The organism is Virgibacillus natechei (assembly GCF_026013645.1).
Taxonomy (GTDB): Bacteria; Bacillota; Bacilli; order Bacillales; family Amphibacillaceae; genus Virgibacillus_L; species Virgibacillus_L natechei.
Map to the genome: position 1 here is coordinate 1750627 of NZ_CP110224.1, position 25659 is coordinate 1776285.

Annotated in this window: 25 protein-coding genes; all 25 read left to right on the plus strand. The window is 36.8% G+C overall.

The annotated features are described in order from the left end of the window. The first annotated feature begins 4 nt into the window (after positions 1–4). The 25 genes from OLD84_RS09135 to OLD84_RS09255 all read left to right on the plus strand — a co-directional run bounded on the left by OLD84_RS09135 (position 5) and on the right by OLD84_RS09255 (position 25608). The gene (locus OLD84_RS09135; protein WP_209461322.1) at positions 5–1069 is read left to right on the plus strand and encodes a protein-glutamate methylesterase/protein-glutamine glutaminase; all 1065 of its coding nucleotides are present in this window, start codon (positions 5–7) and stop codon (positions 1067–1069) included. Positions 1070–1101: 32 nt separating this feature from the next. Next, positions 1102–1554, plus strand: a complete 453-nt coding sequence (locus OLD84_RS09140; protein ID WP_209461321.1) for a chemotaxis protein CheW — start codon at positions 1102–1104, stop codon at positions 1552–1554. Positions 1555–1566: 12 nt separating this feature from the next. Continuing rightward, on the plus strand, positions 1567–2190 hold the full coding sequence (locus OLD84_RS09145; RefSeq protein ID WP_209461320.1) for a chemotaxis protein CheC: 624 nt from the start codon (positions 1567–1569) through the stop codon (positions 2188–2190). Then, positions 2183–2677 carry a chemotaxis protein CheD gene (locus tag OLD84_RS09150; RefSeq protein ID WP_209461319.1) on the plus strand — a complete coding sequence of 165 codons (495 nt, stop codon included), beginning with the start codon at positions 2183–2185 and terminating at the stop codon, positions 2675–2677. The genes OLD84_RS09145 and OLD84_RS09150 overlap by 8 nt, the downstream gene beginning before the upstream one ends. A gap of 26 nt (positions 2678–2703) precedes the next feature. Further along, entirely contained in the window at positions 2704–3477 is a 774-nt protein-coding gene (locus OLD84_RS09155) for a FliA/WhiG family RNA polymerase sigma factor (RefSeq protein ID WP_209461318.1), read from the plus strand. Between the two features lie 101 nt (positions 3478–3578). Beyond that, positions 3579–4013: a DUF6115 domain-containing protein gene (locus tag OLD84_RS09160; RefSeq protein ID WP_209461317.1), complete on the plus strand. Its 435-nt coding sequence runs from the start codon at positions 3579–3581 to the stop codon at positions 4011–4013. 194 nt (positions 4014–4207) lie between these two features. Then, positions 4208–4975, plus strand: a complete 768-nt coding sequence (gene rpsB, locus OLD84_RS09165; RefSeq protein WP_209461316.1) for a 30S ribosomal protein S2 — start codon at positions 4208–4210, stop codon at positions 4973–4975. An 84-nt stretch (positions 4976–5059) separates the two neighbouring features. Further along, positions 5060–5944: a translation elongation factor Ts gene (tsf, locus tag OLD84_RS09170; protein ID WP_209461315.1), complete on the plus strand. Its 885-nt coding sequence runs from the start codon at positions 5060–5062 to the stop codon at positions 5942–5944. A 78-nt stretch (positions 5945–6022) separates the two neighbouring features. Further along, a complete protein-coding gene (gene pyrH, locus OLD84_RS09175; protein ID WP_209461314.1) occupies positions 6023–6745 on the plus strand; it encodes a UMP kinase in 723 nt (240 codons plus the stop codon). 2 nt (positions 6746–6747) lie between these two features. Then, complete coding sequence (gene frr / locus OLD84_RS09180) at positions 6748–7305, plus strand: ribosome recycling factor (RefSeq protein WP_209461313.1); 558 nt, start codon at positions 6748–6750, stop codon at positions 7303–7305. Positions 7306–7694: 389 nt separating this feature from the next. Next, positions 7695–8456 carry an undecaprenyl pyrophosphate synthase gene (locus OLD84_RS09185; protein ID WP_209461312.1) on the plus strand — a complete coding sequence of 254 codons (762 nt, stop codon included), beginning with the start codon at positions 7695–7697 and terminating at the stop codon, positions 8454–8456. Between the two features lie 15 nt (positions 8457–8471). Continuing rightward, complete coding sequence (locus OLD84_RS09190) at positions 8472–9257, plus strand: phosphatidate cytidylyltransferase (protein WP_209461311.1); 786 nt, start codon at positions 8472–8474, stop codon at positions 9255–9257. A 357-nt stretch (positions 9258–9614) separates the two neighbouring features. Then, positions 9615–10871: an RIP metalloprotease RseP gene (rseP, locus tag OLD84_RS09195; protein ID WP_209461310.1), complete on the plus strand. Its 1257-nt coding sequence runs from the start codon at positions 9615–9617 to the stop codon at positions 10869–10871. Positions 10872–10976: 105 nt separating this feature from the next. Further along, complete coding sequence (locus tag OLD84_RS09200; protein WP_209461309.1) at positions 10977–15266, plus strand: PolC-type DNA polymerase III; 4290 nt, start codon at positions 10977–10979, stop codon at positions 15264–15266. A 611-nt stretch (positions 15267–15877) separates the two neighbouring features. After that, the gene (gene rimP / locus OLD84_RS09205) at positions 15878–16348 is read left to right on the plus strand and encodes a ribosome maturation factor RimP (RefSeq protein WP_209461308.1); all 471 of its coding nucleotides are present in this window, start codon (positions 15878–15880) and stop codon (positions 16346–16348) included. A 16-nt stretch (positions 16349–16364) separates the two neighbouring features. Then, on the plus strand, positions 16365–17471 hold the full coding sequence (gene nusA, locus OLD84_RS09210; RefSeq protein ID WP_209461307.1) for a transcription termination factor NusA: 1107 nt from the start codon (positions 16365–16367) through the stop codon (positions 17469–17471). Between the two features lie 12 nt (positions 17472–17483). Further along, positions 17484–17765, plus strand: a complete 282-nt coding sequence (gene rnpM, locus OLD84_RS09215; protein WP_209461306.1) for an RNase P modulator RnpM — start codon at positions 17484–17486, stop codon at positions 17763–17765. Then, positions 17755–18060: a L7Ae/L30e/S12e/Gadd45 family ribosomal protein gene (locus OLD84_RS09220; RefSeq protein ID WP_209461305.1), complete on the plus strand. Its 306-nt coding sequence runs from the start codon at positions 17755–17757 to the stop codon at positions 18058–18060. Before rnpM ends, OLD84_RS09220 begins: the two co-directional genes overlap by 11 nt. Positions 18061–18076: 16 nt before the next feature. Beyond that, positions 18077–20218 carry a translation initiation factor IF-2 gene (gene infB, locus OLD84_RS09225; RefSeq protein ID WP_209461304.1) on the plus strand — a complete coding sequence of 714 codons (2142 nt, stop codon included), beginning with the start codon at positions 18077–18079 and terminating at the stop codon, positions 20216–20218. After that, a complete protein-coding gene (locus OLD84_RS09230) occupies positions 20215–20493 on the plus strand; it encodes a DUF503 domain-containing protein (protein ID WP_209461303.1) in 279 nt (92 codons plus the stop codon). Before infB ends, OLD84_RS09230 begins: the two co-directional genes overlap by 4 nt. A 46-nt stretch (positions 20494–20539) precedes the next feature. Then, a complete protein-coding gene (gene rbfA / locus OLD84_RS09235) occupies positions 20540–20881 on the plus strand; it encodes a 30S ribosome-binding factor RbfA (protein WP_209461302.1) in 342 nt (113 codons plus the stop codon). A gap of 224 nt (positions 20882–21105) precedes the next feature. Then, entirely contained in the window at positions 21106–22002 is an 897-nt protein-coding gene (gene truB, locus OLD84_RS09240; protein WP_209461301.1) for a tRNA pseudouridine(55) synthase TruB, read from the plus strand. A gap of 22 nt (positions 22003–22024) precedes the next feature. Continuing rightward, a complete protein-coding gene (locus tag OLD84_RS09245) occupies positions 22025–22969 on the plus strand; it encodes a bifunctional riboflavin kinase/FAD synthetase (RefSeq protein ID WP_209461300.1) in 945 nt (314 codons plus the stop codon). 141 nt (positions 22970–23110) lie between these two features. Then, positions 23111–23380, plus strand: coding sequence for a 30S ribosomal protein S15 (gene rpsO, locus OLD84_RS09250; protein WP_209461299.1), 270 nt, complete (start codon positions 23111–23113; stop codon positions 23378–23380). Positions 23381–23493: 113 nt separating this feature from the next. Further along, positions 23494–25608: a polyribonucleotide nucleotidyltransferase gene (locus OLD84_RS09255; RefSeq protein WP_209461298.1), complete on the plus strand. Its 2115-nt coding sequence runs from the start codon at positions 23494–23496 to the stop codon at positions 25606–25608. Positions 25609–25659 lie beyond the last annotated feature (51 nt).

The following is a 25659-nucleotide window of genomic DNA, read 5'->3' on the forward strand; positions in this document are numbered from 1 at the left end:
GATTATGCATTTAATCCGTGTGATAGTGATTGATGATTCGGCATTTATGCGAAAAATAATTTCAGATATATTAGAAAGCGAGAATCGCATCAAGGTTATCGCTACAGCCAGAAATGGTGAGATTGGTATACAAAAAATAAAGGAATTAGTTCCTGATGTTGTGACAATGGATATTCATATGCCGGTCATGGACGGAATTACTGCCTTACAACAAATTATGCATAGGAATCCCTTACCCGTTATTATGCTTTCTAGTTCGACAAAAGATGGAACTGACAGGACCGTTCAAGCAATGTCTAATGGTGCAGTTGATTTTATTATGAAGCCATCTGGATCCATTTCTTTGGATATCGAATCAAGTGCTCAAGAAATAATTACGAAGGTCATAAATGCTGCTGAGGCCAAGGTTAATCATTCATCACAATTAAACGAAGGACAAGCCTCTCAAAATACAGCGCGTAAAAAGCAACCATTTGAAAAAACAATCGTTTCCATTGGTACTTCAACAGGAGGTCCTAGAGCATTGCAACAAGTTTTGATGGACATTCCTAATGACTTTTTACCACCAATTTTAATTGTACAACATATGCCAGAAAAATTTACAAAGTCACTTGCGGAAAGGCTAGATACCTTAACAAATATGCATGTCAAAGAAGCTGTTCATGGAGAAACGATTAAAGACAGAACAGCTTATATAGCACCAGGAGGGCTCCATATGAAGGCTAAGAAGACTGGTAACAAGTTTGTTATCGAGCTAATAAATGATGCGCTTTTATATAGACATCAGCCATCCGTAGACGTGCTATTTAAATCAGTAGCTAATTTGCAACAAGTTAACAAGTTTGCAGTTATATTAACAGGTATGGGTAATGATGGTGCAGAAGGAATTAAACGATTAAAAGAAGCAGACGAAAATGCGGTAGTTATTGCGGAATCTGAAGAAACTTCTATTGTTTATGGAATGCCAAATGCAGCTGTAAAGACAAACTGCGTGGACCATGTTTTACCTTTGAATCAAATTGGTTTGAGCATTGCGAATCTAGTTAGAAGTTCAAAGGGTAGAAGATAAACTATTAAAATAGCAATATTGGAGTGAATATCATGGATAGGAAAGTGATCGTTTTTCAGTTAAAAAATGAAGCGTATGCTGTATCTGTACAACAAATAGGATCAATTGAACGCATGCAGCCAATTACTAGAGTCCCACAAACAGACGATTTTGTAAAAGGTGTTATGAATTTACGTGGTGTTGTTATACCGGTAATTGATTTAAGAGCTCGCTTTGGTATCGAAAAAATGGCATCCACAGAAACAACTCGAATAATCATTGTATATCTTGATGATATGGAAGTTGGTCTAATCGTTGATGCGGCCAATGATGTTATCGACATACCAGAAGATGCTATTGAACCTCCACCAGAAGTAATAGGAAGTGTTGACGAAGACTATATAGAAGGTGTAGCTAAACTGGACCATCGTTTACTTATTCTGCTTCATTTGCGTAACGTATTAAAACCTGAGGAAATAAATGACTTAAAGACAGTGGAAGGGTGAGGGATTGATGATATGAATCTTACAAGTATACAAAGAGATGTACTCAAAGAAATCGGAAATATCGGTGCAGGTAATGCAGCGACTTCCATGTCTAAGTTAATAAATAAAAAAGTAGAAATGCAGATACCCGCTGTAGATGTCGTAAGTTATGATGAAATGATGGAATTAATCGGTGGTCCGGATGAGTTAATTGTGGCTATCCTTTTCCGAATTCAAGGTGAAACACCTGGTACAGTGTATTTCATTTTAACAACCAAAGAAGCTGGAACCTTGGTAAGTCAACTCACCGATGAAGTTGAATTTGATTTTGCAAGCGATGGGCCTGCGAATGAACTAGCAATTTCAGTGTTGCAGGAAATGGGTAATATTCTAACAGGTTCTTATTTAGCAGCTTTATCTGATTTTACCAATATAAATATGCAACCATCCGTTCCGTATTTAAGCGTGGACATGGCTGGAGCAATTTTAACAGCAGGATTACTTGAGTTGTCCCAAGTAACAGATTCCGTCACCATTATAGATACAAAGATCAACAGCAACCTTGGGGATGGGATACATGGTAATTTATTGTTACTGCCGGATCCAGAGTCATTTCCAAAAATATTTAATGCGCTCGGAATTGACAAACATGAATGACCAGAAAATTATCAAGGTAGGAATTGCTGATTTAAATATTGTTACAGTACCAGATACGATACGGACATCAGGGCTCGGCTCATGTGTAGGAGTTGTACTATATGATTCTTCAAGGAAAATTGCGGGCCTAGCACATATATTGCTTCCAGATTCCGGTTTGACCAGGCAAGAAAATATAAATCAATATAAATATGCAGATACAGCTATCCCTGTTCTAATTGAAAGTTTAGTGAAAGCTGGAGCCGCTAAACGCTCTTTAAAAGCAAAGTTAGCTGGTGGAGCACAAATGTTTTCGTTTACTTCTAGTTCCAATATCACTCGAATTGGTACAAGAAATAGTGAGGCTGTTCATGAAAAGTTACAGGAACTTAAAATTCCAGTTGTGTCATCTGATTTAGGCGGCAATAGTGGTAGAACTATTGAATTTGACCCCTATACATGTGAATTGAAGATACGTAAAATAAAAAAGCAGGAAAAAATCATTTAAAACTAGTTTAAGGAGGAGCAATTCAAATGACAACTAATAAATCTCCTCACGAACAAAAGCTATGGGATAATTGGATATCAAATAAAGATAATGAAGCAGCAAATCAATTAATACAAAATTACAGGTACTTAGTAAACTTTCATGTGGAGCGGATTTCCAGTCACTTACCAAATAATGTGAATCGAGATGATATAAAAAGTTTTGGGCTAATTGGCTTATATGATGCATTGAAAAAATTTGAACCCAGTCGTGATTTGAAATTTGATACATATGCCTCATTTCGCATTCGTGGCGCTATTATTGATGGATTAAGAAGGGAAGACTGGCTCCCGAGATCCCGGAGAGAAAAAACGAAAAAGATCGAACAAATCTCACAAGAGTTGGAACAAATGTATCAACGAGTCCCTACATCGGAAGAAATTGCTGTAAAAACGGACATGTCACCCAAAGAAGTGGAAACCATTATCAAAGATTCGCTTTTTGCACATGTATTATCAATTGAAGAAAAGCCACGAAATGGTGATAGCGATCTAAAGGAAGGCTTAGGTTACACCATTGCTGACGAGGTAACAATTTCACCTGAAGAAAGTGTGCTTTCGATGGAAGTGAAAGATGAACTTTCAGAAGGTATACAAACATTAAACAACAATGAGCAAATGGTAATCAGTTTATTTTATCATGATGAGTTAACATTGACAGAAATAGGACAGGTTCTACATCTAACTACATCAAGGATTTCACAAATACATAAAAAAGCGATTTTTAAATTAAGAAATTCACTAAAAAAAATTCAAGCCTAAGTCGTAATGAATTATCATCAACTGGTTTTACCAAGAGAGAAGGCTAAGAAGCGCAACCCTTGAGGAAAAGATAGATTTTATTGGATAGAAGGTGTAGCTAAATGGTATCATTTGTACTGATTATAAGTTTTTTATTACACATCATCACATTGGTTGTTATTTATCAATTCTTTAAACAGATACAGACTTTAAAGCAAACAGATTCTAATGATAATGATGATATCGTGGAACTTTTTGAAGTTTATTTACAAGAATTCAAAGATGAAAATAAACGTTTGCAAGATGAACTATTAAAGGATATGTCAGCTAGAAATACAGATATAGACAACATAGATATGGAACTAGAAACAACGGCCGAAAATAAATCGCATCATGAACACACCCCCCCAGAATATGAAGCTGTTGATCGTGTGGAAGCCTCATTACAAGCAAGGATTTTACAACTTTATCATAAAGGACTCTCCGAAACAGAAATAGCACAGAAGTTGGACTGTGGTAAAACGGAGGTCGCATTAATTATTAAATTACATGCCTGATGAAAAAAATAATTGTAATACTTGATTACATGCATTCTATGTGATATATTAATTTCTGGTGTAAATACTATGTTCATAAATAATGAACAAGTTTTCATAACACACGTTTAGTAATTTGCGTGGATGGTGCCAGTAAAATGGTCTTTATGCAAAAGTGATCTAAGCGGAGGAAAAAAACCAAGGAGGAATTTATTATGGCAGCAATATCAATGAAGCAGTTATTAGAAGCTGGTGTACACTTTGGACATCAGACTCGCCGTTGGAATCCAAAGATGAAGAAGTACATCTTCACAGAGCGTAACGGCATTTATATCATTGACCTTCAAAAAACAGTTAAAAAGGTTGATGAAGCGTACAAATACGTAAAAGAAATCGCCTCAAATGGCGGAACGATTCTTTTCGTAGGTACCAAAAAACAAGCACAGGATTCAGTACGTGATGAAGCAACCCGTTCAGGAATGTACTACATTAACCAACGTTGGTTAGGTGGGACACTTACAAATTTCCAAACGATCCGCAAGCGTATTAATCGTCTAAAAGACATTGAGCGTATGGAAGAGGATGGTACATTTGACGTACTACCGAAAAAAGAAGTTGTTGACTTATTAAAAGAAAAAGATCGCTTAGAGAAGTTCTTGGGTGGTATTAAAGAAATGAACAAGTTGCCAGATGCAATGTTCGTTATTGATCCTCGCAAAGAGCGTATCGCGATCGCTGAAGCTCATAAATTAAACATTCCAATTATCGGAATGGTGGACACAAACTGTGATCCTGATGAAATTGATTATGTTATCCCAGCAAATGACGATGCAATTCGTGCTGTTAAACTATTGACTTCAAAAATGGCTGACGCTATTTTAGAAGTAAAACAAGGTGAAGAAATAGAAGAGGCACAGCAAGAAGTTCAAGAAGAAGAATCAGAAGCTAAAACTGAATCTGAAGTTGAAGCTAACCAAGGTTAATTAATAGTAGAAAAAATGAGGGTGATAAGAGGATAAGAGCCTTTTATCACCTTTTTTAGAAAGACATTAGAAGGAGGAAATTTTATGGCTATTACAGCTAAAATGGTAAAAGAACTACGTGAAAAAACTGGTGCAGGTATGATGGATTGTAAAAAGGCACTACAAGAATCAGACGGAGATATGGAAAGTGCAATAAATTATTTACGTGAAAAAGGCATGTCTAAAGCTGCTAAGAAGGCTGATCGGATTGCAGCAGAGGGTGCGACGTATATTGAAGAAGATGGAAATACAGCTGTTCTATTGGAAGTTAATTGTGAAACGGACTTCGTAACAAAAAATGAGCAGTTCCAACAATTATTATCAGAAATAGGAAAACATATTTTAAAACAGCAGCCAGAAAACCTAGAACAAGTACTTACCCAAAAACTACATGGTGATGGTGACACCGTGGAAGCATACATTAACTCAGCTGTTGCAAAAATTGGTGAAAAGATTTCATTAAGACGCTTTACACTACAAAACAAAACAGATAACGATGCATTTGGGGCGTACCTTCATATGGGTGGCCGAATAGGCGTATTGTCCGTACTAGAAGGTACGAAAGAACAAGATGTTGCTAAAGATATATCGATGCATGTAGCTGCTGTTAACCCACGTTATATTTCTCGTGATGCAGTTTCGGAAGAAGAGGTTAATCAAGAGCGTGAAGTATTGAAAACACAAGCTTTAAACGAAGGTAAGCCTGAAAATATTGTTGAAAAAATGGTAGAAGGTCGTCTTGGTAAATACTTTGAAGAAATTTGTCTATTAGAACAAAACTTTGTTAAAGATCCAGATCAGAAGGTTAAAAAATATGTTGCAGACAAAGGTGCAACAGTTAAGACGTTCGTTCGATATGAAGTAGGCGAAGGCATGGAAAAACGTGAAGAGAATTTTGCTGAAGAAGTAATGAATCAAATTAAAGAATAAGTAGTAGGTGTGTATAGTAGGGAACAAATGTTGTTCCCTACTTCTCAATAACAATACAGGTTTTCTATGGAGGTAAATATGTCTACAGCTCGTTACCGTAGAATTGTACTTAAAATAAGTGGAGAAGCTTTAAGTGGTGAACAAGGGTCAGGTATTGAACCTAAAGTAATGGAGTCAATCGCAAGCCAAGTAAAAGAAGTGTCCGAACTAGGACTTGAAATTGCTATTGTTGTAGGTGGTGGAAATATATGGCGTGGAAAAGTAGGAAGTGAAATGGGAATGGATCGTGCAACTGCTGATTATATGGGCATGTTAGCAACGGTAATGAATTCTCTTGCACTTCAGGATGCTTTGGAAACCATTGACATTCCTACGCGTGTACAAACATCAATTGAAATGCGTCAGGTAGCCGAACCTTACATAAGAAGAAAAGCAATTCGTCATCTGGAAAAAAAACGTGTCGTGATCTTCGCAGCCGGTACAGGGAATCCATACTTCTCTACAGATACAACAGCAGCGTTACGAGCTGCAGAAATTGAAGCTGAAGTAATTTTAATGGCCAAAAACAATGTTGATGGTGTTTATACAGATGATCCTAAAATCAATAAAGATGCAGAGAAGTTTGAGCGTTTATCATTCTTGGAAATGTTAAACAAAGACCTAGGTGTAATGGACTCAACTGCTTCTTCCCTATGCATGGATAATGATATTCAATTAATTGTATTTTCTATTATGGAAAAAGGAAATATAAAAAGGGTTGTTACTGGTGAGAAAATCGGAACAACAATAAGGGGGAAATAACCATGTCAGAAATGATAGTTAAAGAAATGAAAGATAAAATGCAACAAGCTGTACAAGCATTTTCTAAAAACCTGGCAAGTGTAAGAGCTGGAAGAGCAAGTGCTAACTTGCTGGATAATGTTTATGTGGATTATTATGGTGCATCAACACCATTACATCAATTGTCCTCTATTTCTGTGCCAGAAGCACGAATGCTTTTGATTTCACCATATGATAAGTCATCCCTTTCTGATGTTGAAAAAGCAATTCAAAAAGCCGATCTGGGTATATCCCCATCAAATGATGGAAATGTAATTCGTATAAATATGCCAGCACTAACCGAAGAAAGACGAAAAGATTTAGTGAAAGTAGTTGGTAAATATGCGGAAGAATCTCGAGTTCAAGTAAGAAATGTTCGCCGTGATGCAAATGATCAATTAAAAAAGGCAGAAAAAAACAATGACCTTACAGAAGATCAATTGCGTAGTTTTCAAGAGAACGTTCAAAAAGAAACAGACAATCAAATCGCTAAAATCGACCAGATTACCAAGGATAAAGAAAATGATATTATGGAAGTATAATATCATACTATCTTTTTCTTAAATTGCTTGTTCAAAAAAATGTCGAATTAGTTACGCTGACAAAGCATAGTTGATGCGTCGCAAAACCAGAGGATATAGGTTGATTTAACATCAGTTGGTATGGGATTTTTGAACAACCTCTTAAATTTTATTCCTTAAAATCTTTATTAACGCTACAATAAAGTGTAAAATAAGATGCAGATAGCCCTCTTGTTTAAGGGGGCTTTTGTATTCTTGTTACGTAATCGTTATAATAAAAAATGATTTTAATGATATAATGATGATTCATCCTTATAGGATAATATAGTACTATAATTCTTTTTCCTTCAGTATTGATTATAGTTAAAGGATTGTAAGTGGATAATCAACAGTATTTGGAGGACAAAACTATGTCAATGAAATTTCCTTTTTTAAACAATAAACAAAAAGAAGAAACAGGGCAAATGGATCTTGAACACATACCGAATCACGTAGCAATTATTATGGACGGGAATGGTCGGTGGGCAAAGAAACGTGGTCTTCCACGCATAGCTGGTCATAGGGAAGGTGTTAAGACTGTTAAAAACATTGTTAAGGCTGCATCTAAGTTTAACCTAGAAGCACTTACCCTTTATACGTTTTCTACTGAAAATTGGAAAAGACCGAAGTCAGAAGTCGATTTTATCATGAAACTTCCAAAAGAGTTCATCGATGTTTATTTACCGGAGTTGATGAAAAATAATGTAAGACTTGAAACAATTGGTAATGTTGATGCTTTACCCGATCCTACGAAAGAAGTAATCCAGTATGCTAAAGGTAAAACAAAGAATAATGATGGATTATTATTAATTTTTGCTTTAAACTATGGTAGTAGAATTGAAATATTGCAGGCAACGAAACAAATAATGACTGACATAGAAGATTCGAAGCTATCCATCGAAGCTTTAGATGAAAATGTTTTTTCAGAATACTTATATACCAATGGCACAACTGATCCGGACTTATTAATACGTACTAGTGGAGAGCAGCGTTTGAGTAATTTTTTATTATGGCAATTAGCCTATTCTGAGTTCTGGTTTACTGACGTATTATGGCCAGATTTTGATGAAGAAGTGTTTTTGCAGGCTCTTCTGGATTATCAACAGCGAGTAAGGCGATATGGAGGTATTTAAGGTGATGAAAAAGATATGAAGCAACGGATCCAGACAGCAATTTTAGCATTGGTTTTATTCTTACCATTCGTTCTTTACGGAGATTGGCCATTTACCCTTTTTGTATATGCAATAGCGACCATTGGACTCATTGAACTTATGAAAATGCATAAAGTAACAATCTATTCATTACCATCTTTTTTGGCAATTGCATTCTTATGGTTCATTTTGTTTCCATTTCAAGATGTTTCTTCTACGTTCTTTGGATTAACACAAATGGAAGTAACTATTTTGTTTGTGATGTCACTGTTGACTTACATGGTATTGGTGAAAAATAAATTCACATTTGATGATGTCGGTTTTATGCTTCTAGCAGTTGTATATATAGGAATTGGGTTCTATTATTTAATTGAGACACGTAATGCTGGATTAAATTATGTTATTTATGCATTACTTGTGGTGTGGTCAACGGATACTGGCGCCTATATATTTGGCCGTAAAATGGGACGTAAGAAGCTTTGGCCCGAAATCAGTCCAAAGAAAACAATCGAAGGAGCATTAGGAGGAATTATTTTAGCTTGTATTGTCGCCGTAGTTTTCCAATTAATTGCCCCATTCTCCTTCTCTACTCTAGTTGTAATACTTGTAACGATATTGGCTTCTGTTTTTGGACAAATTGGTGACTTAGTTGAATCAGCATTTAAACGGCATTATGGAGTGAAAGATTCTGGAAACATATTGCCAGGTCATGGTGGAATTTTAGATCGCTTTGATAGCTTGTTGTTTGTTTTTCCATTGTTACATTTTATAGGTTTCATATAAAATGTAGTATAACACTACTATTTAAGGCTTGGTATAAATATACTTATTAAGAATGTTCAAAAACCTCGGGGAAATTTTTGCGAGTTTACTTTTTCATGCGTCTGAAACAAATAGTGAGCAGAAATCTTTCTGCTCCTGTATTACGATGTAAGGAACTTCTACAAACACGTCACGCCCTCTGGGCAACTCGGATCTCACCACTTGTAGAAACCTTAGTACTACTCAGATCTATGCCAACTTGCTCATTTTATCTTGTTTTTTGAAACTGTAATTTAAAGGTTTACATTAGTGTTAGAATTAATACAAGCAATCTAAGGTGGAGTTTATTCCCACATCGATTAAAGGAAGGTGCTTTATTTGACAACAGTTATAGCTTTTATACTCATGTTTGGGTTACTCGTTTCTATCCACGAATGGGGTCATTTAATCTTCGCGAAGCGTGCAGGGATGTTAGTACGCGAATTTGCTATTGGCTTTGGACCAAAGATATTTTCGTTTACCAAAAATGAAACGTTGTACACGATACGCTTAATTCCTGCGGGTGGTTACGTGCGTGTAGCTGGGGAAGATCCGGAGATTATTGAATTAAAACCTGGTCATCATATAGGGCTTGAATTTAATGCTGCAAATAAGATTAACAAAATTATTGTTAATAATAAATCAAAGCATCCTAACGCTCGGGTTATTGAAGTAGAACATGCAGATTTGGATCATGAATTACGTATAGAAGGTTATGAGATAGATGAAGAGGACAAGCTTCGCTTTGAGGTAGATCCTAAAGCATTTTTTGTTATGGATGAGCGAGAGACGCAAATTGCGCCATATGACCGACAGTTTGCTTCAAAGAGTCCAAGAAAAAGAGGTATGCAGCTTTTTGCAGGCCCAATGATGAATTTTATATTGGCAATTGCACTATTTCTTTTCTTAGGAACCTTCCAAGGTGTACCAGTTGATGAGGCAAAAATGAGTGAGGTTCAACCAGATAGCCCAGGTGAAGAAGCAGGGTTGCAGGAAAATGATGAAATTATACAGATTGAAGGAGAGTCTATATCCACTTGGGAAGAATTTACTGCAATTGTACAGGACAGTCCTGAAGAGGAATTGAGTATGACTGTTGACCGTAATGGAGAGCAAGAATCTGTTACAGTGGTCCCTAGAGCAGTAGAAACCCCGGAATTCACGATTGGACAAGTTGGCGTTCAACGAGCATTTGAAAAGTCATTCCTGGGGACCTTCGAATATGCATTTACCCAAACGTATGATACAACGAACATGATACTAACTAATTTAGGAATGTTAATTACTGGACAGGTTTCCATTGAGTTATTATCTGGACCTGTTGGTATATATGATGCGACGGATCAAGTCGTTCAGACTGGTTTTATGAATTTTGTGATGTGGACAGCTATCTTGAGTGTTAACTTAGGTATTATAAATCTAGTACCGCTCCCGGCGTTAGATGGTGGACGATTAATGTTTGTTGGAATAGAAGCATTACGTGGCAAACCCGTTGCCCCAGAAAAGGAAGGAATCTTCCATTTTGTCGGATTTGCATTACTCATGCTTTTAATGATTATTGTTACATGGAATGACATACAAAGGCTATTCTTATAATATTAAATCACTACTTTAAACACAATGAGAACCCTTGTCTTTTTCTTCTGGCAAGGGTTCTCTATGATTATAGCTATTTTGTGAGCTGTATGAGGAGGAGTAAAAATGGATATTTCAAAAAAAGAGAAAATGAATTTATTATTAAAACAGCTACAAATACCAGAAGAATATATGAAAGACTATTTTCTAGAAAGCTATCTAGAAAAGTTAGAGGTATACAAGCAGACAAGGACATGGCATTTTCATATCCATGTAAAGCGTGTGCTTCCGCTTAATATGTACCTATTACTGACAAGTAAATTGCGCGAAACATTTCAACAAGCTAATACAGTTGACCTAACAATTGTTGCCGAAGATAAAGGTTGTGATGGTGACACGATAAAGGGTTACTGGAAGAATTTCATACAATCGATAACAAATTTGTCACCTGCCTATAAAGATCTGGTTCATAATCAAACCCCGCAAGTAAACAATAATAAGCTTACGCTAACAGCAAGAAATGAAGCGGAGGCAACTGCTTTAAAAAAACGATTGGAGGATAGTTTTCAGACTTACTGTAAGAAAATCGGCGCTATGGTTTATACGCTAGAAATTAATGTAAAAACAGAAGAAGAAGCTATTCAAAAATTCAAAGAACAAACTGCCTTAGAGGATCAGCAAGTTGTCTTAAAAACTGTACAAGAAAAAGAGAAACGTGATAAAGACAAATCCCAAAATGATAATAAGCCATTGCTGCTAGGATACAAAATAAATGATGATGTTATGCAAATGGAAGAAATTCAAGATGAAGAACGTCGTGTTACGGTACAAGGCTATATATTTGCAGTTGATATCCGCAAATTACGCTCTGGAAGAAGCCTTTTAATTATTAAAGCAACGGATTATACCGATTCCTTGCAAATTAAAATGTTCTCTAAAGGTGATGAGGATGCTGCAAAATTTGAATCGGTTAAAGAAGGTATGTGGGTTAAAGCAAGAGGAAGTATACAAACGGATATGTATACAAATGAGTTAGCTATGATGGCAAATGATATTCATGAAGTAAAAGTAAAGGTGCGTATGGACGAAGCCACGGATGAAGAGAAACGGGTTGAATTGCACGCACACACTACCATGAGTCAAATGGATGCTGTAGTTACGCCGTCAGCCCTTGTTACACAAGCTGCTAAATGGGGGCACAAAGCTGTTTCTATTACCGATCATGCTGGGGTTCAAGCGTTTCCTGATGCACATGCTGCTGGTCAAAAGCATGGTATTAAGGTGCTGTATGGAGTTGAAGCTAATTTAGTTGATGATGGTGTGCCAATTGCCTATAATGAAAACGATCTTGATTTGGAATCTGGCACCTATGTTGTTTTTGACGTGGAAACAACGGGTCTATCAGCTGTATACGACACGATCATTGAACTTGCAGGTGTTAAAATTCAACATGGAGAGATTGTTGACCGTTTTGAGTCTTTCTCTAATCCGCACCATCCTTTATCACAGACTACTACAGACTTAACTGGTATAACCGATGAAATGGTCAAAAACGCACCAGAAGTAGATGATGTACTTAAGGATTTCTATGAGTGGATGGGTGACAGTATTTTAGTTGCACATAATGCTAGCTTTGATATTGGTTTTTTAAATCAGGGCTTTAAAAGAATAGATTATGAGAAAGTGAAAAATCCTGTGATCGATACGTTGGAGCTTGCGCGGTTTCTGTATCCAGAGTTAAAAAACCATCGTCTAAATACGATGTGTAAGCACCTAGATATTGAACTTACACAACACCATAGAGCTATTTACGATGCGGAGGCTACCGGGTATTTACTTTGGAAATTTGTCCAAGGTTTATTGAAAAATGAAATCATAAATCATAATCAATTAAATAATCATATGGGTGAAGGGAATGCATACCAGCGATCACGCCCACATCACTGCATATTATTTGCAAAAACACAGGAAGGTTTAAAGAATTTATATAAGCTTGTTTCCTTCGCACATATTAATTACTTTTACCGTGTTCCGCGTATTCCGCGTTCCCTATTAAAAAAATATAGAACCGGACTTCTAGTTGGCTCAGCATGTGACAAAGGGGAAGTCTTTGAAACAATGATGCAAAAATCCGAAGAAGAAGCAGAGAATATCGCTGAATTTTATGACTATATTGAAGTACAACCACCAGCCAACTACGCTCATCTGATCGAAAAAGATCTTGTCCAAAATGAAGCGCAAATCCTGGATATTATTAGAAAGCTCGTGGAAATGGGTCAGCGTATGAATAAGCTGGTTACGGCTACAGGAAATGTTCATTATATTGATGATCATGATAAAATGTATCGTCAAATTCTCATTGCTTCTCAAGCTGGTAATCCGCTAAGTCGTCAAACATTACCAGATACACCATTTCGCACAACGAATGAAATGATGGAATGCTTTAGCTTTTTAGGTGTGGAAAAAGCAAAGGAAATAGTGGTGACAAATACAAATACATTAGCAGAAGAAATAGAAGAAGTTTCTCCAGTTCAGGATGGGCTCTTCACTCCAAATATAGAAGGATCGGATCAGGAAATAAGAGATACTTGCTACAACCGGGCAAAAGAGCTTTATGGTGAGGAAGTACCGCAGCTCGTTGTCGATCGATTAGAAAAAGAGTTAGCGAGTATTATTGATAACGGATTTTCTGTCATCTATCTTATTTCGCAAAAATTGGTCAAAAAATCCCTTAATGATGGATACCTTGTAGGTTCACGTGGTTCTGTCGGTTCGTCTTTAGTTGCAACATTAACTGAAATAACCGAAGTAAATCCCCTACCACCACATTATGCCTGTACAGAATGCCACTATAATGAATTTATTACGGATGGATCAGTAGGTAGTGGTTTTGATTTACCTGAAAAGAATTGTCCTAATTGTAATAGCCCTTTAACAATGGACGGGCAAGATATCCCATTTGAAACTTTCTTAGGATTCAAGGGGGACAAGGTTCCTGATATCGACTTAAACTTCTCTGGTGAGTATCAGCCTATAGCTCATAACTATACGAAAGAGTTATTTGGTGAAGATTATGTCTATCGTGCAGGAACAATAGGAACAGTTGCTGAAAAAACAGCTTATGGCTATGTAAAAGGGTATGCTTCTGATAAGCAGCTGGTCTATAAAAATGCCGAAGTGGATCGTCTTGTTCAAGGAAGTACGGGTGTGAAAAGGACAACGGGACAACACCCAGGTGGTATCATTGTTGTACCTGAGGAGAAGGAGATATTTGATTTCACGCCAATTCAATTTCCGGCGGATGACCGAAAAAGTGAATGGAAAACAACCCATTTTGATTTTCACTCCATTGACAGTAATCTATTGAAACTAGATATTCTAGGGCATGATGATCCAACCGTCATTCGCATGCTTCAGGATTTAAGCGGCATTGATCCGGAAACCATCCCCATCAATGATGCAGAAGTAATGAAAATATTTTCAGGTCCGGAATCACTTGGGGTTACACCAGAACAAATTAATTGTAAAACAGGTACATTGGGTGTTCCAGAATTTGGAACAAATTTTGTAAGGCAAATGCTTGAAGATACAAAGCCTTCTACATTTGCAGAACTTGTTATGATTTCAGGTTTATCACATGGTACGGATGTTTGGTTAGGGAATGCACAGGAATTAATTAACGATGGTATCTGTGAGCTTGCGGATGTAATTGGTTGCCGTGATGACATTATGGTTTATTTAATGCACAAAGGTTTAGAGGCATCGCTTGCTTTTAATATTATGGAGTTTGTTCGTAAAGGTAAAGGGTTGAAGGATGAGTGGATAACGGAAATGAAAAAGCATGGTGTTCCCGATTGGTATATTGAATCTTGTAAAAAAATCAAGTATATGTTTCCGAAGGCCCATGCTGCTGCTTATGTTTTAATGGCTGTTCGAATCGCTTATTTTAAAGTACATCATCCCATCTTCTTTTACGCAGCTTATCTTACGGTGAGAGCTAGTGATTATGAACTGGATACGATGGTTAAAGGTTCAGAAACGATTAAACAGCGAATAGAAGGTATAGCAATAAAAGGAAATGAGATGTCCCCGAAAGAGAAAGGTTTGTTAACTGTACTGGAAGTCACGTTAGAAATGTGTCAGCGCGGGTATTCGTTGAAAAAAGTTGATCTTTATAAATCAAGTGCTACCGAATTTATCGTAGATGGTGATGCACTAATTCCTCCCTTTAATGCAGTTGACGGATTAGGGACCAACGCAGCTCTTAACATTGTAAAAGCGCGTGAAGAAGGTGAATTTCTATCCAAGGAGGATCTTCGCGAACGAAGCAGGATATCTAAGACTGTACTGGAATACTTGGATAATCATGGCTGTTTAGCCGGAATGGAAGATAAAAATCAATTATCATTGTTCTAGTAGTTAGTAGGTAAAAGTTAGGTATTGTAATAGCCATTAGAACAAAAGCGCAAGCGCCCGTTTAGCAACGTACAAACTGGAGCACTTCGCAATGAGATAAAGGAAACACGATGAACGAAGTGAGTCGATGTTGACTTTCACCACAAGGGTATAAGTGCGACTTTACTTCTGCCTACGCCTCTGGCTTGGAATCAGTAAGTCTTCTTTATCGTAGTGGAGGAGTGTGAAGTTTGATAGTTGATGGGCGCTGGAGCTGGACGTGGATATTCCAATATATAAGTTATCCACAGCATTTAATTCTATAGTTTCCTACACTAGCGTTGCATAAAATAGGAGTCTACCGCTCTTTTATAATGGCATACAAACCTCAATAATCTTGCATCATTCATTCTCTTGTGATATACTTTTTTTGGTAAGTTATGATACGAACGGTAAAAAGAGTGGGTAAATGCCCACTCTTTCTTCATACTTCTATTCGATTTTGGTTTAAACTTCCCCCTTGCCATATCTTCCGGCAGGGGTTTTATATTGATTTGGAAGGTACTTAAATGAAAATAGGTATGTTTGTCCATAATAAGTGGTAAATACAACTGAATAAAGGAGGATAAATAGTGAGTTCCCAAGTAATTAAAACAACCGAGGAATTATTGCAACCAATTTTAGAGAATAAGAACTTGGATTTGGTTGATATTGAATACGTAAAAGAAGGTAAAAATTGGTTTCTTCGTATCTATATAGATAAATCTGGCGGAGTTGATATTACAGAGTGTGGAGACGTTTCCGAAGAGTTGAGTGAAAAACTTGATGAAATAGATCCAATTCAAGAAAACTATTTTTTGGAAGTGTCTTCACCCGGTGTCGAGCGACCATTAAAAACAAAAGAAGATTTTGAAATGAATATAGATAAAAATATTTTTGTTAAACTATACGAACCAATTGAAGGTGAAAAGGAATACGAAGGTATTTTGAAGGCATTTACAAATGATATGTTGACGATAGAGTATAAAGTAAAAACTCGTAATAAACAAGTAGAAATTCCATACAACAAAGTAGCAAAAGCAAGACTTGCTGTAATGTTTTAAAGGGGGAAATATAAAAGTGGGCAATCAATTGTTTGATGCGATTGATCATTTGGCTAAGGAAAAGGGAATTGATAAAGGGATTCTAATGGAAGCGTTGGAGGCAGCCTTAATATCCGCATATAAGAAAAACTTTAAGTCAGCTTCAAACGTCAGAGTCGAACTTAATGAAGAAACAGGTAAAATGGGTGTCTTTTCTAGAAAAACCATAGTAGAAGAAGTAGAAAATAATCAAGAAGAAATATCACTGGATGAAGCGATAAAATTGGATCCAAAATATGAGTTAGAGGATGTTATTGAAGTTGAAGTCACGCCAAAGGACTTTGGTCGTATTGCAGCACAAGCAGCCAAACAGGTGGTTACACAACGCGTGAGAGAAGCTGAACGTGGTATTATATTTAGCGAGTATTCAGATCGCGAAGAAGATGTAATGACAGGTATTATTCAGCGAAAAGATTCACGGTTTGTATATGTGAATTTAGGAAAGGTTGAAGCTAAGCTTGCAGAGGCTGAGCAAATGCCGACAGAGGAATATTTTGTTCATGATCGCTTAAAAGTATTTGTTACGAAAGTAGAAAGCACGAGTAAAGGACCGCAAATTTATATTTCCAGATCACATCCTGGTCTCCTAAAACGACTGTTTGAAATGGAGGTTCCAGAAATTTATGATGGAATCGTGGAAATTAAATCGGTATCAAGAGAAGCTGGAGATCGTTCTAAAATATCGGTTCATGCTCCCGATCCTGAGATTGACCCTGTTGGATCGTGCGTTGGGCAAAAGGGGCAGCGTGTGCAGGTTATTGTTGATGAATTAAAAGGTGAAAAAATTGATATTGTAGAGTGGTCAGAAGATCCCGTGGTATATGTAACAAACGCGCTTAGTCCATCAAAAGTAGTAGATGTATTAGTGAACGAGGAAGAAAAAGCGACGACAGTAATTGTTCCAGACTACCAATTATCTTTAGCCATTGGAAAACGCGGTCAAAATGCTCGCTTGGCCGCTAAGTTAACAGGCTGGAAAATTGATATTAAAAGTGAATCGGATGCAAGAGCGGAAGGACTTATAACAGATACAGACGATGAAGAAACTTATTCTGACAACAATGATGAAGACTTGTTCGAATAAGGAGGGTATAAATTGGCTCAAAAGAGAAAAATACCGCAACGAAAATGTATTGTTACAAATGAAATGAAGCCCAAAAAAGACTTAATTCGTGTTGTCCGTAACAAAGAAGGAGATGTCTTTGTTGATACGACAGGCAAGAAAAATGGTCGAGGTGCCTATTTGTCACGTGATATTGATGTTATTTTACAAGCCGAGAAGAATAGTACGTTAAATCGGCAATTAAATACAGAAGTGGATGCAGCCATTTATGAGGAATTGAAACAGCTCGTTGAGGATAAACGAAATGAAGAATAATTACTTAAATATGTTAGGACTCGCATATAGAGCCAGAAAATGCTCTCTTGGGGAAGAAACGATTGTAAAAGATATTCAGCAAAAGAGGGCAAAGTTAGTACTTATGGCTAATGATGTCGGACCACAAACACGGAAGAAACTATTGAATAAATGTAAGACATATGAAATACCAATTCGTGTTGTGGATGATAGGGAAACATTATCCAACGCTATTGGAAAATCCCAAAGGGTAGCTGTTGCCATTTTAGATGCAGGATTTGCTACTAAGATTAAATCGCTACTCGGGTCTAATTAAATTCGGGGGTGAACGTATGAGTAAAATACGTGTATATGAATATGCTAAGCAGAAAAACACAACAAGTAAAGATGTAATTAATCATTTAAATAACTTAAATATTGAAGTTTCAAACCATATGTCAACTATTACATCGGAAACAGCTTCAAAATTAGATGAAAAATATAACGCTGCATCTAGTTCAAATGTTAAAAACCAACAGCCAAAGAAAGAGAACGCATCTAATAAAGCAGGACAATCAATGAATAAAAAAGAGAATCCAGGAAAATCTAATAATTCGAGTAAGCCGCAATCAGGACAGCAAAGAAAACCGCAACAAAATAGACATAACAATCAAAATCAAAAAGGTAGAAGAGGACGAGGCAATAAACCTGTCGGAAAGAAACAACCACCAGTTAGAAACATACCTGAGCGAATTACTTATAGTGATACATTAGCAGTTAGTGATCTAGCAAGTAAGCTTAATATGCAAACAGCAGAGATCATTAAAAAGCTTATGTCTCTCGGAGTAATGGCAACGAAAAACCAAGATCTTGACGATGATACAGTTGAATTAATTTGTACTGATTTAAATATAGAAGTTGAAAAAGAAATTATCTTGGAAGACACAGATTTTGATAAATATAGGGTAGAAGAAAAAGATGCTGATCTTATTGAAAGACCTTCTGTTGTTACCATAATGGGGCACGTAGACCATGGTAAAACAACGTTACTGGATTCGATTCGTCACACAAAAGTAACTGCAGGAGAAGCTGGAGGTATTACACAGCATATTGGAGCATATCAAGTAGAAGATCAAGGGAAAAAAGTTACATTCCTTGATACACCAGGTCATGCTGCGTTTACTAGCATGCGTTCTCGCGGAGCACAAGTAACGGATATTGCGATTTTAGTTGTTGCTGCTGATGATGGCGTCATGCCACAAACAGTAGAAGCTATCAGCCATGCGAAAGCTGCTGAAGTACCAATTATCGTAGCCGTAAATAAAATGGACAAAGAAGGCGCGAATCCAGATCGTGTTATGCAGGAATTGACTGAATATGAACTGATTCCTGAAGCTTGGGGTGGTGACACAATTTTCGTTAATGTGACAGCAACAAAAGCTGAAGGTATCGATGATATATTGGAAATGATTTTACTTGTCTCAGAAGTTGAAGAATTAAAAGCCAATCCGAATACGAATGCAACTGGTACCGTGATTGATGCACAGCTCGATAAAGGGCGTGGATCTGTAGCAACATTATTGGTTCAAAATGGTACGTTACAAGTTGGAGACATGGTTGTAGTAGGAAACACCTATGGTCGTGTGCGGACTATGGTTAACGATGTTGGTCAGCGTGTTTCAGAGGCTGGACCATCTACACCGGTAGAAGTAACTGGATTAAATCAAGTGCCTCAAGCAGGCGATCAATTCATGGTGTTTGTTGATGAGAAAAAGGCGCGTCATATTGGGGAAGCTCGAGAGCAAAAATATATTGTTGAAAATCGTAGTCAACAATCAAAAATCAGTTTAGACGATTTATTTGAACAAATTAAACAAGGTGAAATGAAAGAAATTAACATTATTATTAAAGCAGATGTCCAAGGATCTGCTGAAGCACTAGCTAATTCCCTACAGAAGATAGAGGTAGAAGGTGTGAACATTAAAATTATTCATACAGGTGTTGGTGCGATAACAGAATCGGATATTATTTTGGCTTCGGCTTCCAATGCAATTGTAATTGGATTTAGTGTTCGTCCTGATGTCAATGCGAAAAAAGCTGCTGATTCAGAAAAAGTTGATGTACGCTTGCATCGTGTTATATATACTGCGATTGAAGAAGTTGAATCAGCCATGAAAGGGTTGCTTGATCCAGAATACGAGGAAAAAGTCATTGGACAGGTGGAAGTGCGTGAAATATATAAAGTTTCTAAGATAGGAACAATCGCTGGAAGCTATGTAACCGATGGTAAAATCACTCGTAATGCTGGTATCAGAGTTATTCGCGATGGTGTTGTTCAATTTGAGGGAGAAATCGATGCCTTGAAACGCTTTAAAGATGATGTTAAAGAAGTAGCTAAAAACTATGAATGCGGAATTACTGTTAAAAATTTCAATGATATTAAAGAGGGCGATGTTATTGAAGCATTCATTATGGAAGAAATAGAACGTAAATGATCATCTATGCTGAAGTTGAATGTATGATGTATGAGGGACATTCACTTAAGTCGAAACGATCAATTATGAAACGGTTAATGGCTAAGTTGCGCAATGAATTTAATGTAACTGTTACGGAGCTGGATTATCATGATTTGTGGCAACGAACAAAGGTGGGTATTGTTACGATTTCGACAGATCGAAAGCATGCTGAACAAGTGATTCAGGAAGTATTGCGAGTAATTGATACGTATTCGGAAATGGAGCGAACAATTACAGAAGTTGAGCGCTTATAAGCTTTCGGTTTCGAGATAAAAGCATTCGTTAGGCGAGGTGAATTATATGTCAGATATACGTGCAAATCGTGTAGCAGAGCAAATGAAGAAAGAGTTAGGAGAAATTTTTACTCAAAAGTTAAAAGATCCGCGAGTAGGATTTGTTACGATTATGGATGTAGAAGTAACGGGCGATCTTCAACAAGCAAAAGTATTTATTTCTGTTTTAGGTGAGGAACAAGAAAAGCAGAATACACTTTCAAGTCTTGCAAAAGCAAAAGGATTTATTCGTTCAGAGATTGGACAGCGAATTCGTTTACGAAAAACACCTGAAATTACTTTTGAAATAGATGAAGCTTTTGAACATGGTAATCGTATAGAAACAATTTTACGCGATCTAAACAAATAATCACATGGACAATCTGGCACGCTTCAAGGCGTGTCAGATTTTTCCGTGCTTTTTAAACAGGCTGTTTTCTAAAAGCTTGGGACTACGGTTACTCGTCCCACCGAAAAGAATTGTCATTTCGTCTCATCTTGCTTTTTCTGCCGTATATCATCACTGCGAATATTTTAAAGCCAGCAATACGTACGAAAAGAGCCTTTTAAAACTACATATGGGAGGCTGAATATATGAATGGGATATTGCCATTATGGAAACCAAGTGGTATGACATCACACGATTGTGTAATGCGTATACGTAGAATTTTTAATACCAAGAAAGTTGGTCATACTGGTACGCTTGATCCAGAAGTAGAAGGAGTGCTTCCTATATGCATTGGTCACGCAACTAAAATTGTGTCTTATTTAACAGAGACAAACAAAACATATGTTGCAGAAGTAATGCTGGGAAAAGCTACCGATACGGAGGACAGCTATGGAAAAATGATTGAAGAAAGCAGGGTAACAAAATTCCCTTCTGAAAATGAAATAGATAATGTGCTGCAATTATTTAAAGGAAGAATTAGACAGGTTCCACCCATGTACTCTGCAGTAAAAGTTAAAGGAAAAAAACTATATGAGTATGCAAGAGAAAATGAAACAGTAGAGCGTCCTAGTCGAGAAGTTATCATTCATGACTTAAAGCGTTTATCCTCTCCTGAACAAGAGAGAAATGTTTTTCAGATAGAAATTGTCTGTTCCAAAGGGACTTATATACGGACATTATGTGTTGATGTCGGTAAGAAATTGGGTTATCCTGCACATATGTCAGGTTTAATCAGAATGGAATCAGCTTCCTTCACAAAAGAAAATACAGTTACGTTTAACGATTTAGAAGAAGCAGCAAAATTAGATCAACAAAATCAACTATTGATGCCTGTTATGAAAGGCCTTGATCATTTGGATATTCTTTATGTGGATCCAGAAACAAAACGGAAAGTTCTCCATGGACAAAAAATGGATAAACCTATAGAAGTCCTCCATACTGATCCATTTGTCGTCATGTGTGACGACAAATTATTAGCAATATATCAAACACATCCTGATAAACCTGAACAAATAAAACCAGTTCGTGTTTTTAATGGATGAAAAAAAGCGTAGGTGAATGATTATGAGAACATTTGAGCTAACACATCCACATTCCTTAATGACAGAAGATTTACCTAGTGTGGTTAGTGCAATAGGTTTTTTTGATGGTGTACATAGAGGGCATCAAAAAGTAATACAGACTGCGGTAACAGAAGCTAAGAACAGAAATATGGAGAGTGCAGTTATTACATTTCATCCACATCCATCGGTTGTATTAAAAAAAGGTACGCAGCACGTGCAATATATTACTCCTATACGAGAAAAAAAAGAAATGCTACAAAAATTAAATGTTGATCGATTGTATGTTATAGAGTTTAATAAGGAATTGTCTTCTTTGTCACCGCAGCGTTTTATTGACCAATTTATTATAGGGTTAAATATAAAACATTTAGTCGCAGGATTTGATTTTTCTTACGGACATAAAGGGCAAGGCAATATGGATGTGATGGAAGAACATACAAGGGGAGAATTCACCTATACAGCAGTTGATAAAGTAACTATCGATGACGAAAAAATCAGCTCAACCAAAATCAGAGAATTTCTAAGTACAGGAAAAATGCAAGAGGCCAATGTATTGCTGGGCAGACCACTAAACTTGGCAGGTGTTGTTATTAGGGGGGATCAGCGAGGCAAGGCGATCGGATATCCTACAGCTAATTTACAACTGAGCCCAGACGCATTATTACCAAAGTCTGGAGTTTATGCAGTAAAAGTCCAGTATAAAAATGAAACGTATGAGGGAATGGCTAGTATTGGTACAAATCCAACCTTTACAGAAGAGCGAACAGATTTGTCTGTTGAAGTAAATATTTTTGATTATAATAATGATCTATATGGGGAAGAATTGTTTATTGAGTGGCACAAATATTTTCGTGAAGAGAAGAAGTTTGATGGGGTTTCGGAACTTATTGATGAAATTGCTAATGATGAAATAAAGATACGTCGTTTTTTTTCAAATCAAAACTAATTCGGGTTTCTTACTTTTCTCTTGCATTTTCCTCAAAAAAGAGATAAGATTATCAATGTAAAACCATTGCTTGGCAAATCGTAACTCCGACGTTTGCTAGGGAACTGGGGATATACAATATATGATTAGGAGGTGAGCCAGATGGCTATCACACAAGAACGCAAGAATGAAATTATTAGTGAATATAAAGTTCACGATAATGACACTGGTTCTCCAGAAGTACAAATTGCAGTACTTACTGAAGAAATCACAAAATTAAATGAGCATTTACGTACGCATACAAAAGACCACCATTCACGTCGTGGGCTTTTAAAAATGGTTGGTAAACGCCGTAATTTACTAAACTACCTACGTAATAAAGATATTATCCGTTATCGTGATCTCATTAAAAGTCTCGGTTTACGTCGATAAAAAGCAGGAGCAATCCTGCTTTTTTTATCTTTTAACTACATAAAATTTACATTTCTGTCAATAAACTATAAAATGGGTAATAGAATGCTTTTTTGAAAGGAGCAAAATAATAAATGTCAGAAGCTAAACAAGTTTTTTCAACAGAAATTGCTGGAAAAAAGTTTTCTGTCGAAATAGGAGAACTGGCAAAACAAGCGAATGGAGCATGTATGATACACTATGGAGATACATCGGTATTATGTGTAGCAACAGCTTCAAAAGAGCCAAAGGATTTGCCGTTTTTTCCATTGACCGTAAACTATGAAGAACGCTTATATGCGGTTGGGAAAATTCCAGGGGGCTTCATTAAACGGGAAGGAAGGCCAAGTGAGAAAGCAACGTTGACTTCACGCTTAATTGATCGCCCTATTCGTCCATTATTCCCAGATGGTTTTAGAAATGAGGTACAAGTAATCAGTACTGTCATGAGTGTTGAACAGGATAATCCATCAGACATTGCTGCAATGATTGGATCATCAATCGCTTTAAGCATCTCCGATATTCAGTTTGCTGAACCTATAGCTGGTGTTAAAGTTGGACGAGTTGACGGAGAATTCATTATCAACCCTGGTATTGAACAAGAAGAAAAAAGTGATATTGCGTTAACAGTAGCTGGTACAAAAGATGCCATTAATATGGTAGAAGCTGCAGCAGAGGAAGTACCTGAAAACATTATGCTTGATGCTATCATGTTTGGCCACGAGGAAATTAAACGTCTCGTTGCATTTCAAGAGGAAATAGTACAGGCTGTAGGTGTTGAAAAATCATCTGTGACGTTATTTGAACCAGATGAAGAAATAGCTACTAACGTAGAGCAAAAAGCAAAAGATAAATTGGCTGCAGCTATTCAAGTATTTGAAAAACATGAAAGAGAAGAAGCTATTACGAAAGTGAAAGATGAGACACTAGAACAGTATGCGGAAGAAGAACCAGAAGTTATTAAACAAGTGAAATCTGTTCTGGATCATATGACTAAAGAAGAAGTACGTCGTCGTATCACGAAAGAAAAACTTCGTCCTGATGGTCGTAAAATCGATGAGATTCGTCCATTGTCATCAAGAATTAATGTATTGCCAAGAACGCATGGATCTGGCTTGTTTACACGCGGACAAACACAAGCGCTTAGTATCTGTACACTTGGAGCATTAGGGGATGTACAGATTTTGGATGGGTTGGATCTTGAGGAGTCCAAACGCTTTATGCATCATTATAATTTCCCCCAGTATAGTGTCGGTGAAACAGGACCTATTAGAGGGCCAGGTCGTCGAGAAATTGGACATGGAGCATTAGGCGAACGAGCGCTTGAACAAGTTATTCCTTCAGATAAGGAATTTCCGTACACCATACGTTTAGTATCAGAAGTATTAGAATCAAACGGTTCTACATCTCAAGCAAGTATATGTGCTAGTACACTCGCTATGATGGATGCAGGGGTACCCATTAAAGCACCTGTTGCAGGTATTGCCATGGGACTTGTCAAATCAGGAGATGACTATTCTATTTTAACTGATATTCAAGGCATGGAAGATGCTTTAGGTGATATGGACTTTAAAGTTGCAGGTACTGAGAATGGTGTAACAGCTCTACAAATGGATATAAAAATCGATGGCTTATCAAAAGAAATTTTGGAAGAAGCATTAAATCAGGCTAAAATTGGCCGTATACAAATCTTAGATTCAATGCTCGCCACAATTGAAGAACCAAAAACACAGCTTTCTGAATACGCACCTAAGATTTTAACAATGAACATTAACCCTGATAAAATCCGATCTGTTATTGGGCCGAGCGGTAAACAGATTAATCAAATTATTGATGATACAGGAGTTAAAATTGATATTGAGCAGGATGGCGGTGTCTTTATTTCGTCAACAGATGCTTCTATGAATGAGAAGGCTAAAAAGATTATTGAAGATCTTGTGAGAGAAGTTGAAGTTGATCAAATGTATTTGGGAACTGTAAAAAGGATTGAGAAATTTGGAGCCTTTGTAGAAATATTTAAAGGCAAGGATGGTCTCGTTCACATTTCTGAGTTGGCAGAAGAACGCACAAATAAAGTGGAAGATGTTGTATCCATCGGTGACGAAATAATGGTTAAAGTGAAAGAGATTGATCATCAAGGTCGCGTGAATCTTTCCCGTAAAGCAGTTCTAAAGGAAGAGCAAGAAAAACAGAAACAAGCTGAGTCATAGATAATAGAGATACAAGAAGCTGGCAACCCAGTTTCTTTTTTTATTTCATAG

What these genes read in the sequence shown, in the direction of transcription:
- OLD84_RS09135 (WP_209461322.1), top strand. Translation starts at nt 5, where the DNA reads ATGCATTTAATCCGTGTGATAGTGATTGATGATTCGGCATTTATGCGA.
- OLD84_RS09140 (WP_209461321.1), top strand. Translation starts at nt 1,102, where the DNA reads ATGGATAGGAAAGTGATCGTTTTTCAGTTAAAAAATGAAGCGTATGCT.
- OLD84_RS09145 (WP_209461320.1), top strand. Translation starts at nt 1,567, where the DNA reads ATGAATCTTACAAGTATACAAAGAGATGTACTCAAAGAAATCGGAAAT.
- OLD84_RS09150 (WP_209461319.1), top strand. Translation starts at nt 2,183, where the DNA reads ATGAATGACCAGAAAATTATCAAGGTAGGAATTGCTGATTTAAATATT.
- OLD84_RS09155 (WP_209461318.1), top strand. Translation starts at nt 2,704, where the DNA reads ATGACAACTAATAAATCTCCTCACGAACAAAAGCTATGGGATAATTGG.
- OLD84_RS09160 (WP_209461317.1), top strand. Translation starts at nt 3,579, where the DNA reads ATGGTATCATTTGTACTGATTATAAGTTTTTTATTACACATCATCACA.
- rpsB (WP_209461316.1), top strand. Translation starts at nt 4,208, where the DNA reads ATGGCAGCAATATCAATGAAGCAGTTATTAGAAGCTGGTGTACACTTT.
- tsf (WP_209461315.1), top strand. Translation starts at nt 5,060, where the DNA reads ATGGCTATTACAGCTAAAATGGTAAAAGAACTACGTGAAAAAACTGGT.
- pyrH (WP_209461314.1), top strand. Translation starts at nt 6,023, where the DNA reads ATGTCTACAGCTCGTTACCGTAGAATTGTACTTAAAATAAGTGGAGAA.
- frr (WP_209461313.1), top strand. Translation starts at nt 6,748, where the DNA reads ATGTCAGAAATGATAGTTAAAGAAATGAAAGATAAAATGCAACAAGCT.
- OLD84_RS09185 (WP_209461312.1), top strand. Translation starts at nt 7,695, where the DNA reads ATGTCAATGAAATTTCCTTTTTTAAACAATAAACAAAAAGAAGAAACA.
- OLD84_RS09190 (WP_209461311.1), top strand. Translation starts at nt 8,472, where the DNA reads ATGAAGCAACGGATCCAGACAGCAATTTTAGCATTGGTTTTATTCTTA.
- OLD84_RS09200 (WP_209461309.1), top strand. Translation starts at nt 10,977, where the DNA reads ATGGATATTTCAAAAAAAGAGAAAATGAATTTATTATTAAAACAGCTA.
- OLD84_RS09220 (WP_209461305.1), top strand. Translation starts at nt 17,755, where the DNA reads ATGAAGAATAATTACTTAAATATGTTAGGACTCGCATATAGAGCCAGA.
- infB (WP_209461304.1), top strand. Translation starts at nt 18,077, where the DNA reads ATGAGTAAAATACGTGTATATGAATATGCTAAGCAGAAAAACACAACA.
- OLD84_RS09230 (WP_209461303.1), top strand. Translation starts at nt 20,215, where the DNA reads ATGATCATCTATGCTGAAGTTGAATGTATGATGTATGAGGGACATTCA.
- rbfA (WP_209461302.1), top strand. Translation starts at nt 20,540, where the DNA reads ATGTCAGATATACGTGCAAATCGTGTAGCAGAGCAAATGAAGAAAGAG.
- truB (WP_209461301.1), top strand. Translation starts at nt 21,106, where the DNA reads ATGAATGGGATATTGCCATTATGGAAACCAAGTGGTATGACATCACAC.
- OLD84_RS09245 (WP_209461300.1), top strand. Translation starts at nt 22,025, where the DNA reads ATGAGAACATTTGAGCTAACACATCCACATTCCTTAATGACAGAAGAT.
- rpsO (WP_209461299.1), top strand. Translation starts at nt 23,111, where the DNA reads ATGGCTATCACACAAGAACGCAAGAATGAAATTATTAGTGAATATAAA.
- OLD84_RS09255 (WP_209461298.1), top strand. Translation starts at nt 23,494, where the DNA reads ATGTCAGAAGCTAAACAAGTTTTTTCAACAGAAATTGCTGGAAAAAAG.